The organism is Kosakonia sp. CFBP8986 (assembly GCF_034044935.1).
Taxonomy (GTDB): domain Bacteria; phylum Pseudomonadota; class Gammaproteobacteria; order Enterobacterales; family Enterobacteriaceae; genus Kosakonia; species Kosakonia cowanii.
Genome location: NZ_JAXCXB010000004.1, coordinates 89,225 through 108,148 on the forward strand (window position 1 = coordinate 89,225; position 18,924 = coordinate 108,148).

16 protein-coding genes are annotated in these 18,924 nt (G+C 55.5%); 6 read left to right on the plus strand and 10 right to left on the minus strand.

What is annotated here, in order from left to right; all coding sequences use genetic code 11:
• Positions 1-53: 53 nt before the first annotated feature.
• A complete protein-coding gene (locus SOM48_RS10100; RefSeq protein ID WP_320511875.1) occupies positions 54-1,343 on the plus strand; it encodes an ABC transporter substrate-binding protein in 1,290 nt (429 codons plus the stop codon).
• 165 nt (positions 1,344-1,508) lie between these two features.
• On the opposite strand, the gene araE is transcribed toward SOM48_RS10100, so the two are convergent.
• The 3 genes from araE to kduI form a co-directional block, all read right to left on the minus strand.
• Positions 1,509-2,927, minus strand: coding sequence for an arabinose-proton symporter AraE (gene araE / locus SOM48_RS10105; RefSeq protein WP_023480813.1), 1,419 nt, complete (start codon positions 2,925-2,927; stop codon positions 1,509-1,511).
• A 313-nt stretch (positions 2,928-3,240) separates the two neighbouring features.
• Positions 3,241-4,002 (minus strand): 2-dehydro-3-deoxy-D-gluconate 5-dehydrogenase KduD, encoded by a 762-nt coding sequence (kduD, locus tag SOM48_RS10110; protein ID WP_023480692.1) that lies wholly within the window; start codon positions 4,000-4,002, stop codon positions 3,241-3,243.
• A 59-nt stretch (positions 4,003-4,061) separates the two neighbouring features.
• Complete coding sequence (gene kduI, locus SOM48_RS10115) at positions 4,062-4,898, minus strand: 5-dehydro-4-deoxy-D-glucuronate isomerase (RefSeq protein WP_128482172.1); 837 nt, start codon at positions 4,896-4,898, stop codon at positions 4,062-4,064.
• Between the two features lie 497 nt (positions 4,899-5,395).
• Here kduI and SOM48_RS10120 point away from each other — a divergent pair, with 497 nt between their 5' ends.
• Positions 5,396-6,571, plus strand: coding sequence for an oligogalacturonate lyase family protein (locus SOM48_RS10120; protein ID WP_094421950.1), 1,176 nt, complete (start codon positions 5,396-5,398; stop codon positions 6,569-6,571).
• 412 nt (positions 6,572-6,983) lie between these two features.
• Here the strand turns inward: SOM48_RS10120 and SOM48_RS10125 are convergent, their stop codons facing one another.
• From SOM48_RS10125 to SOM48_RS10145, 5 genes are all read right to left on the minus strand, one after another.
• Positions 6,984-7,664: an oligogalacturonate-specific porin KdgM family protein gene (locus SOM48_RS10125; protein WP_023480788.1), complete on the minus strand. Its 681-nt coding sequence runs from the start codon at positions 7,662-7,664 to the stop codon at positions 6,984-6,986.
• A 441-nt stretch (positions 7,665-8,105) separates the two neighbouring features.
• The gene (locus SOM48_RS10130; protein ID WP_139567777.1) at positions 8,106-9,287 is read right to left on the minus strand and encodes an acetyl-CoA C-acetyltransferase; all 1,182 of its coding nucleotides are present in this window, start codon (positions 9,285-9,287) and stop codon (positions 8,106-8,108) included.
• 156 nt (positions 9,288-9,443) lie between these two features.
• Positions 9,444-10,256, minus strand: a complete 813-nt coding sequence (locus tag SOM48_RS10135) for a MetQ/NlpA family ABC transporter substrate-binding protein (RefSeq protein WP_076769153.1) — start codon at positions 10,254-10,256, stop codon at positions 9,444-9,446.
• A gap of 18 nt (positions 10,257-10,274) precedes the next feature.
• Positions 10,275-10,943 (minus strand): methionine ABC transporter permease, encoded by a 669-nt coding sequence (locus tag SOM48_RS10140; RefSeq protein ID WP_023480933.1) that lies wholly within the window; start codon positions 10,941-10,943, stop codon positions 10,275-10,277.
• Positions 10,936-11,958 carry a methionine ABC transporter ATP-binding protein gene (locus SOM48_RS10145; RefSeq protein WP_289745683.1) on the minus strand — a complete coding sequence of 341 codons (1,023 nt, stop codon included), beginning with the start codon at positions 11,956-11,958 and terminating at the stop codon, positions 10,936-10,938. Before SOM48_RS10145 ends, SOM48_RS10140 begins: the two co-directional genes overlap by 8 nt.
• A gap of 202 nt (positions 11,959-12,160) precedes the next feature.
• Here SOM48_RS10145 and SOM48_RS10150 point away from each other — a divergent pair, with 202 nt between their 5' ends.
• From SOM48_RS10150 to SOM48_RS10160, 3 genes are read left to right on the plus strand one after another with little or no spacing between them, the layout of a single operon-like run.
• On the plus strand, positions 12,161-12,379 hold the full coding sequence (locus SOM48_RS10150) for a hypothetical protein (RefSeq protein ID WP_139567778.1): 219 nt from the start codon (positions 12,161-12,163) through the stop codon (positions 12,377-12,379).
• Positions 12,354-13,724 carry a pyridoxal-phosphate dependent enzyme gene (locus SOM48_RS10155; RefSeq protein WP_054804554.1) on the plus strand — a complete coding sequence of 457 codons (1,371 nt, stop codon included), beginning with the start codon at positions 12,354-12,356 and terminating at the stop codon, positions 13,722-13,724. Before SOM48_RS10150 ends, SOM48_RS10155 begins: the two co-directional genes overlap by 26 nt.
• A 10-nt stretch (positions 13,725-13,734) precedes the next feature.
• Positions 13,735-14,877, plus strand: a complete 1,143-nt coding sequence (locus SOM48_RS10160) for a trans-sulfuration enzyme family protein (protein ID WP_128482171.1) — start codon at positions 13,735-13,737, stop codon at positions 14,875-14,877.
• 10 nt (positions 14,878-14,887) lie between these two features.
• Here SOM48_RS10160 and SOM48_RS10165 read toward each other — a convergent pair whose 3' ends face one another.
• Positions 14,888-16,222 (minus strand): sensor domain-containing diguanylate cyclase, encoded by a 1,335-nt coding sequence (locus SOM48_RS10165; protein WP_139567780.1) that lies wholly within the window; start codon positions 16,220-16,222, stop codon positions 14,888-14,890.
• Between the two features lie 489 nt (positions 16,223-16,711).
• Between SOM48_RS10165 and SOM48_RS10170 the strand changes: the two genes are divergently transcribed.
• Positions 16,712-17,302, plus strand: a complete 591-nt coding sequence (locus SOM48_RS10170) for a nitroreductase family protein (protein WP_054804557.1) — start codon at positions 16,712-16,714, stop codon at positions 17,300-17,302.
• 443 nt (positions 17,303-17,745) lie between these two features.
• Here SOM48_RS10170 and SOM48_RS10175 read toward each other — a convergent pair whose 3' ends face one another.
• Positions 17,746-18,867: a ribosomal protein uL16 3-hydroxylase gene (locus SOM48_RS10175; protein WP_054803559.1), complete on the minus strand. Its 1,122-nt coding sequence runs from the start codon at positions 18,865-18,867 to the stop codon at positions 17,746-17,748.
• Positions 18,868-18,924: the final 57 nt, after the last annotated feature.

The following is an 18,924-nucleotide window of genomic DNA, read 5'->3' on the forward strand; positions in this document are numbered from 1 at the left end:
TGCGGGCCGCGTCAGGCGGCCTCAGCGTGACCTACATAAACTGGAGTATAAAAATGAAAAAAGTGCTAATCGGCGCAGCTATCTCCGCAACCCTGGGCATGTGCGCTCTACCCGCCACCGCCGCTGACAATGTTGATTTGCGTATGTCCTGGTGGGGCGGAAACGGTCGTCACCAGGTCACCTTAAAAGCGCTGGAGGAGTTCCATAAACAGCATCCCGATATTACCGTGAAGTCCGAATATACAGGCTGGGACGGGCACCTCTCCCGTCTGACCACGCAGATCGCCGGCGGCACCGAGCCGGACGTCATGCAGACCAACTGGAACTGGCTGCCGATCTTCTCAAAAAACGGCGAGGGTTTTTACGACCTGAACCAGGTGAAAGATATTATCGATCTCAGCCAGTTCGACGCTAAAGAGCTGCAAACCACCACCATTAACGGCAAGTTAAACGGTATTCCTATCTCGGTCACCGCGCGCGTCTTCTACTTCAATGACGAGCAGTGGAAAAAAGCGGGCGTTAGCTTCCCGAAAACCTGGGATGAGCTGATGGCGGCGGGCAAAACCTTTGAGAGCAAGCTGGGCAAACAGTACTACCCGGTCGTGCTGGAGCACCAGGATACCCTGGCGCTGCTCAACTCTTATATGGTGCAGAAGTACAACATTCCGGCCGTTGACGAAAAGACCAAGAAGTTCAGCTACAGCAAAGAGCAGTGGGTTGAGTTCTTCCAGATGTACAAAAAGCTGGTCGACAGCCACGTGATGCCGGATTCGAAATACTACGCCTCGTTCGGTAAGAGCAACATGTATGAGATGAAGCCGTGGATCGAGGGCGAATGGGGCGGCACCTATATGTGGAACTCCACTATCACCAAATACTCCGACAACCTGAAGCCACCGGCCAAACTGGTATTGGGCGACTATCCGATGCTGCCGGGCGCCACCGATGCGGGGCTGTTCTTTAAACCGGCGCAGATGCTGTCGATTGGTAAGTCGACCAAACATCCGAAAGAGGCGGCGCAGGTGATTAACTTCCTGCTGAACAGCAAAGAGGGTGTGCAGACGCTGGGTCTTGAGCGCGGTGTACCGCTGAGCAAAGCGGCGGTTGAGACGCTGACCGCCAGCGGGGTTATCAAAGAGGAGGATCCGGCGGTCGCGGGCCTGCATCTGGCGCAGTCGCTGCCGGCAAAACTCTCCGTGTCGCCATATTTTGACGATCCGCAGATTGTGGCGCAGTTCGGTACCGCGATTCAGTACATCGATTATGGCCAGAAAACCGTTGAAGAGACCGCGACGGACTTCCAGCGCCAGGCCGAGCGTATCCTTAAGCGTGCCATGCGTTAATCAGGTTAAAAATTGAAGCTGTAACAAGGATTTGTAGGCCGGATAAGCCTTTATGCGCCATCCGGCAAAAAAATGCCCGGTGGCGCTACGCTTACCGGGCCTGGAAATGTGGTTTCATTAGGTTTTGTAGGCCGGATAAGCGCTTGCGCGCCATCCGGCAATGCCTCACACGCCGATATTGCGCAACTTCTCCCCGGACATCAAACGGCGCTCGATATGCTCCAGCGTAACGTTTTTCGTCTCCGGCACCAGCCAGAAGGTGACACCCACAAACGCCAGGTTCAGGGCGGTATAGAGCCAGAACGTGCCCGCCGCACCAATCGCATCCAGCAGCGTCAGGAAGGTCGCGCCGATAATCATGTTCGACACCCAGTTAGTGGTGGTGGAACAGGTGATACCAAAATCGCGGCATTTGAGCGGCTGGATCTCAGAACACAAAATCCACACCACCGGCGCGGCGCTCATTGCATATCCGGCGATACAGAGCATCGTCATCCCAACCGACACCCACGACAGGCCGCTGGACGCCGTACCGTTATCAAACTGCATCAGGCAGTAGCCGAGGATCAACGTACCAATCGCCATCACGCTAAAGCCGATTTTCAGCGCTGGTTTGCGCCCGGCTTTGTCCACCGTAAAGACGGCGATAAAGGTGGCGAACATAAAGGTCAGGCCGACCACCAGTGTGGCGATCATCTGCTCTTCCGTGGTGGTAAAACCGGCCATCTTAAAGATGCGTGGCGCGTAATACATGATGATATTCATACCGGTGAACTGCTGCATCGCCTGCAGCAGCATGCCGAGAAAGACCGCGCGGCGCACGTTGCGGTTGTTCTTGAACAGCTGAAAACCGCCCTGCTTCAACTTCAGGCTTTCGCGGATTTCATTCAGCTCTTCACGCGCTTTTTCCGATGTATCGCGCAGCATGCGCAACACCTCTTCCGCTTCAATATGACGCCCTTTCTGCGCCAGCCAGCGCGGGCTGTTGGGTAAAAAGATCACCAGGATAATCAATAAAACAGCCGGTAGCGCCAGCACGCCAAGCATCGCCCGCCAGTTGCCGCTGTAGCTAAAGGCGGTATCCGAGAGAAACGCCAGCACAATCCCCAGCGTTACCATCAGCTGATACATGCTGATCATCTTGCCGCGCACGTTTTCGCTCGCCATCTCAGAGAGATAGAGCGGCGCGGTGTAGGAAGCAATACCGACCGCGACGCCAAGCAGCACGCGGGAGATGAGCAGCACTTCGACGCTGGTGGCAAACGCCGAGCCGAGCGAACCGGCCACAAAAAGAATCGCCCCCACCATCAGGCTGTATTTACGGCCGAGGCGGAAAGAGAGCCAGCCGTTGAACAGCGCGCCAATCGCCGCGCCGAGCATCATGCTGCTCACTACCCACTCCTGCAGCCGGTTGCTTAAGGTGAAGTGATCGGTAATAAACGGCAACGCGCCGGCAATCACGCCGATATCAAGGCCAAACAGCAGCCCGGCGACCGCGGCGGAAACAGAGACAAACATATTCATGCGTCGGGTATCACGCAGCGCACGGGGTAAAGCGACAGAATCATTACTGAGAAAAGCCATTATTATTTCCTGCCTGCACAGAATAAGACGTTATATGAAAGTAAGGCAGCGACGGGAAAAGCGTCAGTGAGGAAAACGCGAAGATATGGATAAAATAGCTGTCAGCTATTGTTTTGTGATGGAGTTTACAATTTTGAAAATAGTGTTTAAGCGCTAAACTATTTTTAATTAGCTTATTTTTAAGCATATTTTAACGTTAGCGAAATAATTAAGAGTAAATGATATGGATATTTCAATTTGTTGCGTATGGACAAATAATATGCAGATATAAAAAAACCTGCCGCAGCAGGTTCTTTTATATATCGCGCAGGGATTAACGCGCCAGCCAGCCGCCATCAACGGCGATGGTGTAGCCATTGATGTAATCAGAGGCTTTAGAGGAGAGGAACACCACCGGCCCCATCAGATCGCTCGGCAGGCCCCAGCGGCCAGCCGGGATGCGATCGAGGATCTCGGCGCTGCGCTGTTCGTCAGCACGCAGCTGCTGGGTGTTGTTGGTCGCCATATAACCCGGCGCAATCGCGTTAACGTTGATGTTGTGCTTCGCCCACTCGTTCGCCAGCAGACGGGTCACGCCCATCACGCCGCTTTTCGAAGCGGTATAAGAAGGCACCCGGATGCCGCCCTGGAAGGAGAGCATCGAGGCGATGTTGATGATTTTGCCGCCGTTGCCCTGGGCGATAAAGTGCTTCGCCGCCGCCTGAGACATAAAGAAGACGCTCTTGATGTTCAGGTTCATCACGTCATCCCAGTCCTGCTCGCTGAAGTTGATCGCATCTTCGCGGCGGATCAGACCGGCGTTATTCACCAGGATATCGATTTTGCCGAACTCGGCGACCGCGCGCTCAAGCAGTGCCGGAATGCCGTCGATCTTACGCAGATCGGCGGTCAGGCTCAGAAACCGGCGGCCCAGCGCGGTGACGCGCTCGATGGTTTCAGTCGGTTCAACAATGTTGATGCCGACGATGTCGCAGCCCGCTTCGGCAAGGCCCAGCGCCATGCCCTGCCCCAGACCGGTATCGCAACCGCTCACTACCGCAACTTTACCTTGAAGAGAAAATGCATCCAGAATCATGTGAGTTCCTTAATCTATCAGCGCCTGTCACGGACAGGCAGAGTGTTTGCTGCCCGCAATTAGCGCAGATCTTTTACGGCAACGTGGTCCATGTCATCAAAGACCTGGTTTTCGCCCACCATCCCCCAGATGAAGGTGTACGCGCGCGTACCGACACCTGAATGGATTGACCAGCTTGGTGAAATCACCGCTTGTTCGTTCTGCATCACGATATGACGCGTCTCCTGCGGCTGGCCCATCATATGGAATACGCAGGCATCCTCTTCCATATTGAAGTAGAAATAGACTTCCATGCGGCGTTCGTGGGTGTGGCACGGCATGGTGTTCCACAGGTTGCCTGGCGCAAGCTCGGTCAGCCCCATGCTTAACTGGCAAGTCTCCAGCACGTCCGGCACAAAGTACTTATTGATGGTGCGGCGGTTGCTGGTTAACGGATCGCCGAGGGTGACGGGGGAAACCTCCGCAGGCGTCACTTTTTTGGTTGGATAGGTGGTATGGGCCGGGGCACAGTTGTAGTAAAACTTCGCCGGTTTCGCCGCATCAACGCTGGCGAACACCACCTCTTTCGCCCCTTTGCCGACATAGAGCGCATCGCGATGGCCGATTTCATAAATCTCGCCATCCACGGTAATGGTGCCTGCGCCGCCGATATTGATAACGCCCAGCTCGCGGCGTTCGAGGAAATAGGTGACGCCCAGCTGTTTACCCACTTCGCCGCCAACCGACACGCTTTTCGCCACCGGCTTGATACCGCCGACGATGATGCGATCGATATGGCTGTAAACCATGGTGTATTCATCATCGACGAACACGTTTTCGATTAAAAATTCGTTGCGCAGCCCCTGGGTATCCAGCGTTTTAGCGTGCGCGCTGTGGATGCTTTGTCTGACTTCCACACTTACCTCCGACATCAATGTTCAGCAAAATGGCCTGAGACGAAACAGAGAAACAGTGTTCCGTTTCAACTTTTGCTGCATCTTATCCCGGCTAAAACACGTTTTCAATCTTATATAAAACAACGTTTCAATTTTTATGTTAGTTATTTTCCGTTCTGGAAGTGGGATCACGATTGTTGAGCGTTGACAAGCGATACGGGGCGCAGAAGCAATCCGCACCATGTTAATTAATTAATATTAATCAATAAGTTAAACCAGCCTTTGAAATTTGACCGTCGTAGCAAAATTTCTCGTTTAAAATCAAAGCCTATTATTCATGCCCGTGATATCAGAAACGCTGTTAAGCCCTTTCGTAATAATTTTCTTATAAATTGCGCCCGCAATCACACATATTGAAACGATGTTTTGATAAATTGAAATCCTATTTTTAAACTTAAGCAGATACGGGTTCATGCGGGGACGCAAGATGGCGGTCGGCCCCTCTACAGGAGAGAAAAATGGCGAAAGGCATGCGGGTAAAACTCAACTATGCAGTGAGCCGCGATCCGGATACCGGCGCGGAAGTGACCCGCTTAACCCCTCCGGAGGTGACGTGTCACCGCAACTACTTCTATCAAAAGTGCTTCTTTAACGATGGCAGCCACCTGCTGTTTGCCGGCGAGTTTGACGGCAACTGGAACTACTATCTGCTGGATATTGAGAATGCCGAAGCGGTGCAGTTAACCGAAGGCGCGGGCGATAACACTTTTGGCGGCTTTCTCTCACCGGACGACAGCGCGCTCTACTACGTGAAAAACGATCGCACCCTGCGCGAAGTTAACCTGCACACGCTGGCTGAACGCGAGATCTACCGTGTCCCCGAGGAGTGGGTGGGTTACGGTACCTGGGTCGCCAATAGCGACTGCACCAAGCTGGTCGGGATTGAGATTGCCGCCAGCGACTGGACGCCGCTCAACGACTGGCAGCTGTTCCATGACTTCTTCCATAAAGGGCCACACTGCCGCCTGCTGCGCGTTGATCTACAGACTGGCGAAAGCAAGGTGATTCATGAAGAGAAGATCTGGCTCGGTCACCCGATCTATCGCCCGTTTGATGACAACACCGTGGCGTTTTGCCATGAAGGCCCGCACGATCTGGTCGATGCGCGGATGTGGCTGGTGAATGAAGATGGCAGCAACGTGCGCAAGGTGAAGGATCATGCTGAAGGAGAGAGCTGTACCCATGAGTTCTGGGTGCCGAACGGCTCGGCGCTGGTCTATGTCTCTTACCTGAAAGGTGAACAGGGGCGCACCATCTCGCGCTACAACCCGGAGAGCGGCGTGAATGAAGAGATTATGCCGATGCCAGCCTGCTCGCATTTGATGAGTAACTTTGACGGTACGCTGCTGGTCGGCGATGGCTCCGGCACGCCGGTGGATGTGAAAGATACCGGCGGCTACACCATTGATAACGACCCCTATCTCTATGTGTTTGATGTGGCGCAGAAAGGGTATTACCGCGTCGCGCGTCACGACACCTCGTGGGCGACCTTTGCCAACAGCCGCCAGGTCACGCACCCGCATCCATCGTTTACCCCGGATGACAGCGCGGTGCTGTTCAGTTCCGATAAAGACGGCAAACCGGCGCTCTATATCGCCAAACTGCCCGAGCAGCGCACCCTGCTGCAACCCTGAATTTGAGTGAGTGTTTCTGTAACTGGCCTTGCCCTCCTTTGGAGGGCCTTTTTTTGGGTGCTATTAATGCCCTTTATATTTCGCGCCGCAGGGGCGTTGGCTTTCTAGCAGCACGAACTATGTAGGCCGGATAAGGCGTAGCCGCCATCCGGCATGATCGTCGCAGAGTTTATTGCCGGATGGCGCTGGCGCTTATCCGGCCTACGGGATCGATGCCGGAGTGTGGAATCATGTAGGCCGGATAAGGCATCGCCGCCATCCGGCATAATTGCAGCGAACTCTGTTGCCGGATGGCGCTTACGCTTATCCGGCCTACGCGTAAGGCACGGGCGGCGCGAAGAAGTAGGATGGTCATAGAGCGGGCATAAAAAACCCGGCGCCAGGCACCGGGTTTTTTAAGATATTCGGAGATTCAGAAAGAGTAAGCAACGCCCAAACGGAAACGGGTCTGGCGTTCGTCGGTATTTTTCACGCCCACGTTACCGATTTCGACATACGGTGACCAGTTTTTATCGAGTTTGTAGGCCAGCTTAGCGTTATATTCGTTGGAGTAGTTTTTATTATTTTCACGCACCACATCTTCCGTGCTTTTGGCATATACGTAGTTCAGCTCGGTGCGGAAGTCGCCCATTGCCCAGCCCACCCACGCATCGAATTTATTGACTTTGTTATCGACAACGTTGGAATCCGGGTTACGGGTATATTCATAACGGTAACGGCCCGCAATATAGACGCCGTTATCAAAGCTGTATTGCGCATGAATATAGGGTTTATAAATCGAGAAGGTATCTTTGCTTTCAATATTAAAGCCTGGTGTGAGCGCAATATTCTTGGTTGCGGCCCAGCGCCAGTTAATCGACTCTTCATGACCGTTGCCGACAATCTCTGTTAACGGCTTGTCAGCGTCATCGCCACCCGATTTCCATTTCGCTTCAACGCCAAAACCCAAGCCATTATCAAAGCGATGCGACACGGCTACGCGATCGGCGTTGGAGCCGCTGTCAATGTATTCATGGCGCAGATCGACGGTAACAGCGTACGAAGCGAAGGATGCGCCAAGGAGAGTAGCAAGGGCCAGAGTTTTCTTAAACATGAGCAACCTCAACAATTAAAATTACGTTTCATTTTTATGGAATTGCATTTTATTTTTATAGTAACTTTATTTTAGTGATCTGGATCGTAAATATTTCTATAGAAAATAGCGAAGTAAAAGCGCGTGACGAGCATCAATAAAAGTTGCCCTTTAGGGTTAAAAAAAGCGTTTAAGATCACAACCCATGCTTATTATTGCGTTTTACACGGAGAGCACTAAATAGAGAAAAAGGAGTGCGTAAGTTAATGCAAATAAAATTAATAAGCAGGCTTATCAGTTTATAACAGAATGGTCACGCAGGGGATAATGCTATTTTTGGTGTTTGCGTTAATTCTTATGGCAGGAAAGCGGAGGTTTTATTTTTATTGAAACGTAAGCTGCGAGAAGGATCACAAATAATAACGCCCTCATGGCGAGGGCGTTATTATCAAGCGGGCAGAATTAGTCACGCTCAATGGCCAGCGCGACGCCCTGGCCACCACCAATACAGAGTGTTGCCAGCCCTTTGCGCGCCTTGCGCTTTTGCATCTCATGCACCAGCGACACCAGGATGCGACAGCCGGAGGCACCAATCGGGTGACCGAGCGCAATCGCGCCGCCGTTGACGTTGACGCGCTTCTCATCCCACTCAAGGATTTTCCCCACCGATAGCGCCTGCGCGGCATAAGCCTCATTGGCTTCAATCAGGTCGACATCATCCAGCTGCCAGCCAGCGCGCTCAAGGCAACGCCGCATGGCGTAAACCGGCGCAATGCCCATCAGTGCCGGATCGACGCCCACGCTTGCAAAGGCACGAATACGCGCCAGTACCGGTAAGTTGAGCGCCTCTGCGCGTTCTGCGCTCATCATCAGCACCGCCGCCGCGCCATCGTTAATCGGCGATGCGTTACCGGCAGTCACCGAGCCGCTGGTTTCAAAAGCTGGGCTGAGCTGCGCCAGCGCTTCAGCACTGGCATCGGTGCGCGGCTGCTCATCGGTATCGACCAGCACACGCTTGCCGTCGGCGCTCTGAGTCTGCACAGGAACAATCTCGTCGCGAAAACGACCGGAGTCGATAGCCATCCGCGCTTTATGTTGCGAACTGAGCGCCCACTCATCCTGGCGCTCGCGGCTGATACCATATTCCCGCGCCAGGTTCTCCGCCGTGACGCCCATATGGTAATCATTGAATGCATCCCATAACCCGTCATGCACCAGGCTGTCGATAAGCTGGCTGTTGCCAAGCTGCGCGCCGGTGCGGCTATCGGTTAACACATGCGGCGCGCGGCTCATGTTCTCCTGGCCACCGGCAATCACCACGTCGGCTTCGCCGCACTGGATCGCCTGCGAGGCGAGATGCAGCGCTTTCAGCCCGGAGCCGCACACATCGTTGATGGTGATCGCGGAAACCGTATTTGGCAGCCCGCCCTTGATCGCCGACTGACGCGCCGGGTTCTGCCCGGCCCCGGCGGTCAGCACCTGGCCCAGAATCACCTCATCGATATCCTGCGGCTGTACGCCGCTGCGCGACAGTAACGCCTGCACCACCGCGCTGCCTAGCTCAACGGCAGAGTGACGCGACAGCGCCCCCTGAAAACAGCCGATTGGCGTGCGCACGGCACCGACAATCACCACATCTTTCATCTCTACCCCCACGGTGGCTGAACCGGGCAATAGTAGAGCATTGTTAAAAAGGTTTATCAGGGATGTTTAAAATTGGTGAGATTAATCACAGGGAATTGTACGGGGTGGTCGAAGAGAAAGAGATGCGCGGCCAGAGCGACCGCGCATCGGGGGTGATTAGTTGTTTACCGGAATAACCGCGCCTTTGTATTTGGTGCGGATCCACTCCTGAATCTCTTTTGAGTGCAGCACGTTCACCAGCGCCACGATATCTTTCTTCTTCTCGTCACCGCGATGCACGGTAATGATATTGGCATACGGGTTATTTTCACCGCTCTCGACGGCAATCGGATCGTGAACCGGGTCGAGACCGGCATCAATCGCGTAGTTGGCGTTGATCACCACCGCGTCGCCTTCATCGTTGTTGTACATCTGCGGCAGCAGCGCCGCTTCAACGTTCGGCAGGAACTTCAGTTTTTTCGGGTTCTCAACGATATCGTCGATGCGCGCGGTCACTTTATCGATGCCCGGCTTCAGCTTGATCACGCCCTCTTTTTCAAAGATAGAGAGGATACGTCCCTCTTCAGAGACCGCGTCACGCATGATGATTTTGCCGCCTTGCGGCAGATCTTTCAGTGACTTGTATTTTTTGGAGTAGATACCAATCGGCTCAATATGGATCGCACCGGCGCTAACGAAATCATAGGTTTTGTCGCCCGCGTGATCTTTCAGCACACTGTTCAGGTACGGAATGTGCTGGAAGTAGTTGGCATCGATTTCACGACCAGCCAGCGCGGTGTTCGGCAGGATGTAATCCTGGAACGGTTTGATCTCCAGATCGATGCCCTGCTTCGCCAGAATCGGCTTCGCCTGCTCAAGGATTTCCGCGTGCGGTACGTTAGAGGCGCCAACGGTCAGCGTATCGGCCCAGGAGGAGAAACTCAGCACGCTGAGGGTAGCTGCGGCAATCAGTGTCAGTGTCTTTTTCATGTTGTTGGTTTCCAATAGTTATCGTTTATCTAACAGAGAAGTAATCACGTCGCCGCAGAACTGGATGATGAAGACGATGATGAGAATGGTCACCGTCGCCACCAGCGTGACGTCGTTATGGTTCCGCTGGAATCCTTCCAGATAAGCAAGATTGCCCAAACCGCCTGCGCCGATCACCCCGGCCATGGCGCTGTAGCTCACCAGCGCAATCAGCGTCACGGTAATACCGGAGACCAGCGCTGGCGATGATTCGGGAAGCAGCACCCGAAAGACTAAGGTGCTGAGACGCGCGCCCATTGAGCGCGTCGCCTCAATCACCCCTTTATCCACTTCGCGCAGCGCAATCTCCACCAGCCGCGCATAGAACGGTGCCGCGCCGACAATCAGCGCCGGTAGCGCCGCGTTAGCACCGAGAATCGAGCCGACAATCGCCTTGGTAAACGGGATTAACAGCACAATCAAAATGATGAACGGAATCGAGCGGAAGACGTTCACCAGAATCGAAATGACGCTATAGAGCGCGCGATTCTGGAACAGCCCGCCGCGCGCGGTGAGAAACAGCGCCAGCCCAAGCAGAATGCCCAGCACGAAGGTTGCTGCGCCCGAAAGCGCTGTCATATAGAGCGTCTCCTGCGTCGCAGCCCAGAGTTGCTCCCATTTCAGGTGCGGAAAAAGTGATTCAGCCATGGGTCACGACCTCGCTCTCAATGTTGCTCTTGCCGAGATCGGTAAGAATGTTGTTCAGTTGTTCCGGGGTGGCCACCACGTGCACCCATAATTGCCCAAATACGCCATGCGCGGTTTGCGACATCTTGCCGTGCAGAATGTTAAACGGCAGGCCGTAGCGCAGCGTCAGCTCACCGACAATCGGCTGATGGGTGCTGTGGCCGGTAAAGGTCAGCTTAATCACCGTGCCGTCGAGATCGCTGTTCAGATCCGGGTTAAAGGCTTCCTCTTCTTTATACTGGCTCACCTGGCGCACAAACTGTTTGGTGATCGGCTGCTGCGGATGGGTAAAGACCTGCAGTACATCGCCCTCTTCCACCACTCTGCCCTCCTCCATCACCGCGACGCGGTCGCAAATCTTGCGCACCACGTGCATTTCATGGGTGATCAGCACAATCGTCAGCTTAAAGCGGCGATTGATATCAAGCAGCAGGTCGAGGATCTGATCGGTGGTTTGCGGGTCGAGCGCCGAGGTGGCTTCATCGCAGAGCAACACATCGGGATTATTGGCCAGTGCGCGGGCAATGCCGACACGCTGTTTCTGCCCGCCGCTCAGCTGCGACGGATAGGCGTTTTCGCGCCCTTTTAGCCCCACCAGCTCAATCAACTCGGCAACGCGCGCGTTGATCGCTTTCTTCGGTGCACCGGCGATCTGCATGGAAAAGGCGATGTTCTCGCTTACCGTGCGCGACCATAAAAGGTTGAAATGCTGAAAGACCATGCTGATTTTCAGGCGCGCCTGGCGCAGGGCTTCACCACGCGCGGCGGCGATGTCATGGCCGTTAATCACCACGCTGCCGTTGGTCGGTTTTTCCAGCCCGTTCAGTAAGCGGATCAGCGTACTTTTGCCCGCACCGCTGTAACCGATAATTCCATAAATTTGCCCCTGCTCAACCGTCAGATTGACGTTGTCGACGGCGGTAATCGATGCCTTTCCCTGGTCGAAGATCTTGGAGATATTCCTGAGGACGATCATGCGTTGGTATTTTCCGTTTGGCGGTTTAGCAGTATGGATGTCCAGATGATAATAATCAGCCAGCGTTATAATACAAATAACCAAATAGACATTAGATATAGCAGAAAGCGCTAAAAGCGTTATAACGCGGCGTCGCAAACTAAGAATTTATTCAGCATAAGATTGCCGAAAAACGCATAACGACGGCGAACAGGTAAAGATAATGGGTAAAAAAGCGCTAAAAAAGCATCGTTTTAGCGATATACCCATCCAGACGACTGCACGGCTTGCCGCCCCGATGGCTAAACAGTGCTTTATATTTCTATTCGTTCTAAATACCAAACAAAGATTCTTTAAAAGCGCAAAAAGAGAGACCTATCATCCGCTCACTTCCCTGATTAGCGAGCAAATGGGTTATGTCACTTTTTCATTCAGTAACTGAATTAATTGGTAATACGCCGCTGCTGCAACTGCACAAATTACCGACCGGGCCGTGCGAACTGTTTTTAAAACTGGAAAACCAGAACCCCGGCGGCTCGATAAAAGACCGCGTCGCGCTGTCGATGATCACTGAGGCTGAGCGGCAAGGCGTGCTGGCACCGGGCGGAACGATTATCGAAGCCACGGCGGGCAATACCGGCCTTGGGCTGGCGCTGATCGCCGCGCAAAAGGGCTACTCGCTGGTGCTGGTGGTGCCCGACAAAATGAGCCGCGAGAAGATTTTCCACCTGCGCGCGCTGGGGGCGAAGGTGGTGATCACCCGCTCCGATGTGAACAAAGGCCATCCGGCCTATTACCAGGATTATGCGCGCCGTCTCGCCGACGAGACCCCGGGCGCGTTCTATATCGACCAGTTTAATAACGCTGCTAACCCGCTGGCGCATGCCACCTCTACCGCGCCGGAACTCTTCGCGCAGCTGGAGGGGAAAATCGATGCCATTGTGGTGGGTGTCGGCTCCGGCGGGACGCTCGGCGGGTTGCAGGCATGGTTTGCCGAACACTCTCCCGACACCGAATTTGTGCTCGCCGATCCGGCAGGCTCCATTCTTGCTGACCAGGTGGAGACGGGGCGCTACGGCGAACCCGGCGCGTGGCTGGTTGAGGGGATCGGCGAAGACTTTATCCCGCCGCTGGCACAACTCGACGGTGTGCGTCAGGCGTTTCGCATTAGCGATAAAGAGGCCTTTGCCACCGCGCGCCTGCTGCTGCAACAGGAAGGGATTCTCGCCGGTTCCTCTACCGGCACGCTGCTGAGCGCGGCGCTGCGCTACTGCCAGGCGCAAACCTCGCCGAAGCGGGTGGTCACCTTTGCCTGCGACAGCGGCAATAAATATCTCTCAAAAATGTTCAACGATGACTGGATGCGCCAGCAGGGTTTGCTGACGCGCCCGTCGCAGGGCGATCTGACGGACTTTATTGCGCTTCGCCATGACGAAGGGGCAACGGTAACCGCCTCGCCCGACGACAGCCTTGCAACGGTGCTGGCGCGCATGCGGCTGTATGACATTTCGCAGCTCCCGGTGCTGGAAAATGGCCAGCTTGTCGGGCTGGTTGATGAGTGGGATCTGATAAGCCATGTGCAAGGGGACAGCGAGCGCTTCGCCCTGCCGGTGAAGGCGGCAATGACCCGCAATCTGGAAGTGCTGGATAAACACGCGCCGGAAAGCGCCATGCGTGACATTTTCGATCGCGGTCTGGTGGTGGTGATCACCGATAACGGCCGCTTTGTCGGCCTGATAACCCGCAGCGATGTCTTAACAACCTGGCGTAATCGACTGGAACAATAAGGAACACGAGATGAAATTACTGGCTACGCAGAGCGTCCACAGCGGCGTTTTTCACGACCAACACGGCGCGGTGATGCCGCCGATTTACGCCACCTCCACCTTCGCGCAACCGGCGCCGGGGCAGCATACCGGGTATGAGTATTCGCGCAGCGGCAACCCCACCCGCCATACGCTGGAAACGGCGATTGCCGAGCTGGAGGGCGGAACGCGCGGCTACGCTTTTGCTTCCGGGCTGGCGGCGATCTCTACGGTGCTGGAGCTGCTGGATAGCGGCAGCCATATTGTGGCGATTGATGATGTTTACGGCGGCACTTATCGCCTGATCGAAAATGTGCGTCGGCGCAGCGCCGGGCTTGAGGTGAGCTGGGTAAAACCGGACGATCTGGCCGGGCTGGAAGCGGCGATCCGCCCACAAACGCGGATGATTTGGGTCGAGACGCCAACCAACCCGCTGCTGAAGCTGGTCGATCTGCAACAGGTTGCGGAGATCGCCAGACGCCATAATGTGCTGAGCGTGGCGGATAACACCTTTGCCTCGCCGGTGATCCATCGCCCGCTGGAACTGGGGTTCGACATTGTGGTGCACTCCGCCACCAAATACCTCAACGGGCACTCTGATGTGGTCGCAGGCCTCGCGGTGGTGGGCGATAACCCGGCGCTTGCGGAGAAGCTGGGCTATTTGCAAAACGCGGTCGGCGGCGTGCTCGATCCCTTCAGCAGTTTCCTGACCCTGCGCGGCATCCGCACCTTGTCCCTGCGTGTTGAGCGCCACAGCAGTAACGCGCTGGCGCTGGCCCGCTGGCTGGAGCAGCATCCACAGGTTGAAAAGGTGTGGTTTCCGTGGCTGGAGTCGCACCCGCACTATCAGCTGGCGCGCAAACAGATGGCGCTGCCGGGCGGCATGATCTCGGTGGTGGTGAAAGGGGATGATCCGCGCGCGACGCAGATCATCCAGAAGCTGAAGCTGTTTACGCTGGCAGAGAGCCTCGGCGGCGTAGAGAGCCTGGTGAGCCAGCCTTTCAGCATGACGCACGCCTCCATTCCGCTCGAACAGCGGCTGGCAAACGGCATCACTCCGCAACTGATCCGTTTATCGGTGGGGATTGAGGATGAAGCGGATCTGATTGCCGACTGGCAACAGGCTCTGTCGTAACAGAGCGCCGTCAGGCGCCCTGTGATGTGGTCGGCATATCTCTGGCAGAGACCACCTGATTGCGGCCCTGCTTTTTCGCGGCGTAGAGCGCAGTATCCGCTCGGTGAATTAACCCGCTGGCAATCATATGCAGCGGTTTTTCATCAAGGGGCAGGAGATCGCTATGCAGGGTTGCAACGCCGATGCTGATGGTCAAAAAGCCGGTCGGGCTGGCGGCGTGCGGACGCCGGAGGGCGCTGATATCATGCCGTACCCCTTCGGCGACGCGCATCGCCTGCGCCAGGCTGGTGCCGGGCAGGATAATCAAAAACTCCTCCCCGCCGTAGCGGCTGACATTGTTGTTGCTGCGCAGCCGCGCCGAGGTCAGCGTAGTGGCAACCAGCCGCAGGCAGTCATCCCCCGCCTGGTGACCCTGCGAGTCGTTGTAGTATTTGAAATAGTCGATATCCGCCAGGCAGACCGAGAGCGGGAACCCCTCCTGCAAGGCGCGGTTAATCTCCTGCAGCAGGCGCTCATCCATATAGCGGCGGTTAAACAGCCCGGTCAGGTGATCGTGCTGGGCATACTGCTGCAACACCTTATTGGCGTTTGCCAGCTTCTGCTCCGCCAGGCGACGCTCGGTGATATCAACCCAGGTGACCGATAATCCGACCACAATGTCCATCGCGTCGCGCACCGGCACCGCCTGGATATCGTAACTGCGCTCATGCCAGCTCAGCTCGCGCGACGGCGGCACGCCGCCCGCTTTTGCTAAGGCAAAATCGGCAACGAAGAAGGGCCAGAACGCCGGCATCAGCTGCTGAAAATGGCAATGAGTATCTTTTGGCGCACTGTCGCCGAGCAGTTTCGCCATCGCTTTATTAAACATTACCAGATGCCCGCGGCTGTCGATCATGCAGAGCGCCACGGCGGTGGTGTCGTAAATGGTCTCCAGTTGCAGCACACGTTCGCCAAGATTGGAGATATTTCTGTCAATGCCGCGATAACCGCGCAGCTCGCCCTGCTCATCGAAAAGCGGAACGCCGCTGGTCTCCAGCACCACAATGCCGCCATCGGCGCGCTGGTTGCGGTTGACCAGCCCGGAAAAGGCGCGCTTCTCCGCCACGATGGCACCAAATGCCCCCGCGACGCGCTCGGCTTCGCCTGGCGGCATAAAATCGAAAGGCGTTTTGCCAATCACCTCTTCCGGGGAAACACCCAGGAGATCCGTCACCACGTCTGACGACCAGGTGTAACGCCCTTGTGCATCCACTTCCCAGACCCAGTCTGAATTATTATTTAATAATTCAAACAGATGCCTGATCTCTTCATCCCTGTGATCGTGCTCTTTTTTATCATTATTCATTTCATTGGTTCCGCATGACCTACTATGCGCTCAATAACAGCTGGAGAAGGTGATGAAGGGGTGAATCATTGACTGCATAAATACTTGCCATAGGCTCTACACTGCACAAATGCAGGATGAAAGAGAAGATGGTCTGCCACAGATTTGCGTAAAAAAAAGCGTCAGAAACGGCTCCGTTCGCCACGACGGATAATAATAGCTGACGGCAAATAACTCCGTTAACCTTTTCACTGAGCACGCGCGCGCAAGGCGGCGTTAAATACCGCGCTTTCTTTCATCTGTTTGTTGAATGGAATCTTATCGGCGTGTGTTGAGATAACTTTGCTACTTTCACCGTTACTGCTCAGAACAGGAGCGCTGTTTATGGATCCGTTTCAGCAAATATTGAAGTCGACTATCGCCCGTACAGAGGTGGTTCCGCCCGCCGTAGCGCCGCAAGCGTTGCTGGAAACGGTATTCAACGTACAGACCCTCGTTCCGCGCGTGGAGATGTTTCTCGCGCTGGCGAAAGCGCGCCGCTCGATCTACGCGCTGGGGAAAGATCTGCCGGTATCGCACGAAGAGGCGATCGCCACGATCAAGGAGGCGATCCGCCAGGCACCTTCGGCATTTCATTCGCAAACCTCACGCGCGCTGATCCTGCTCGATCATGAGCATGAACGCTTCTGGGAACTGGTGCGCGCGCAAATGCGCAATGTGATCCCGGCGGAGAGTTTTCACGCCACCGCCGATAAGCTCGATGGTTTCAGCGCGGCGGCCGGCACGGTGCTCTTTTTCGAGGATCAGGAGGTGGTAAGCCACCTGCAACGCCAGTACATTGCCTATGCCGAGCACTTCCCGGTTTGGTCAGAGCAGAGCAGCGGCATTGCGCAATATGCGGTGTGGCTGGCGCTGGCGGATAAGCAGATTGGCGCCAATTTGCAGCATTATCACCTGTTGATTGATGCCGATGTGCGTGCAACGTGGAATATTCCCGAGAGCTGGACGTTACGCGCCGAGATGAATTTTGGTGCCATCCTCGCGCCCGCGGAGGAGAAGACGTTTATCGACGACGAGAAGCGATTTATTGTCGCCAGATAAGTCGTAGGCCGGATAAGGCTGAAAGCCGCCTTCCGGCAACTGCACACGGGCAAAATGCCGGATGGCGCTGCGCTTATCCGGCCTACGCGTCACTGCTTGAAATGTGCTTATCCGGCTTACGCGTAACCGCCTGGAATGTAGGCCGGATAAGGCTGAAAGCCGCCATCCGGCATCTGCACACGGGCAAAATGCCGGATGGCGCTGCGCTTATCCGGCCTACGAGTAACTGCGTGAAATGTGCTTATCCGGCTTCCGCGTAACCGCCTGGAATGTAGGCCGGATAAGACTGAAAGCCGCCATCCGGCACCTGTACAAGGGCAAAATGCCGGATGGCGCTGCGCTTATCCGGCCTACGCGTAACTGCATGAAATGTGCTAATCCGGCTTACGCGTAACCGCCTGGAATGTGCTTATCCGGCCTACAAAAGATCGCGCCGCGTGGCGTTAATCCTCGAAATACCAGTAACCCTGATTGACCAGCCAGGTCAGCTCGTCGGCAAAGGCCGGGTTATCCAGCGCGCTACCCAACTCCTGCACGCCAATGGTGGTGTAGCGGCAGAGCGCATCGGCGGCTTGCGGCTCGGCGGTCTCCAGACATTCGCTATTGATAAAGAACCGCTCGCCGACGCGCAGGGCGCGCAGCCCGCTGAGACGCGTTAATCTCTGCCCCTCTTTCAGTGCGCCGATCACCTCATCGACCGGGTAATCATCCGGCTCCGGTGCCACATCCAGCTCGTGACGCGGCGTGGTAATAAAGCTGCCAAACCAGCGGGTGAAATGCTCAGGGTCGTTGATCATGGCGATCATCATACTGCGCACGCGCGCCAGCTCATGCTCCTCAACCCGGCCAGTATGTTCCCGGCAGGTGAGATCCGGATCGCTGTAGTGCTCACCGCCAAGATCGTTTTCCAGCGCGTAATCCGCAAAGCTGCTGATCAGATCGCGGCCGTTCGGCCCACGAAAACCAATCGAGTAGTTGAAAGCAGTCTCATGCGTAAAGCCATCGTGCGGGAAACCCGGTGGGATGTAGAGGATATCGCCTGGCTCAAGATCCTCATCAATGATTGGCTGGAAAGGATCGACATGCAGCAATGCCGGATGCGGGCAGAACTGGCGCATCGGCAGCTTATCGCCCACGCGCCAGCGGCGGCTGCCCATCCCCTGGATAATAAAGACATCGTACTGGTCGATATGCGGGCCAACGCCGCCGCCCGGCACGGAGTAGGAGATCATCAGATCATCAAAGCGCCAGGCGGGCAGCACGCGAAACGGCTCCACCAGCTCGGCGGAAGGCGCATGCCAGTGGTTTACCGCCTGCGCCAGCAGGGACCAGTCGCGCTCGCCTAAGTGATCGAACGTCTCGAAAGGACCGTTCCACGCCTGCCACTGGCCGTCGACGTGGCTGACAATGCGGCTGTCGATCTCCGGCTCCATCGCCAGGCCTGCCAGCTCATCGGGCGAAATCGGGTCGACAAAATTGGTAAATGCGCCTTTCAGCACCACAGGTTGCTTCTGCCAGTACTTCTCAAGAAATTCCGGCCAGTTGAGGTTGAGTTGGTAAGCCATAGATCCACACCAGTGAGAAGGGAAACGGCGCTGATTATAAAAAGAGAGCGCCCCCCT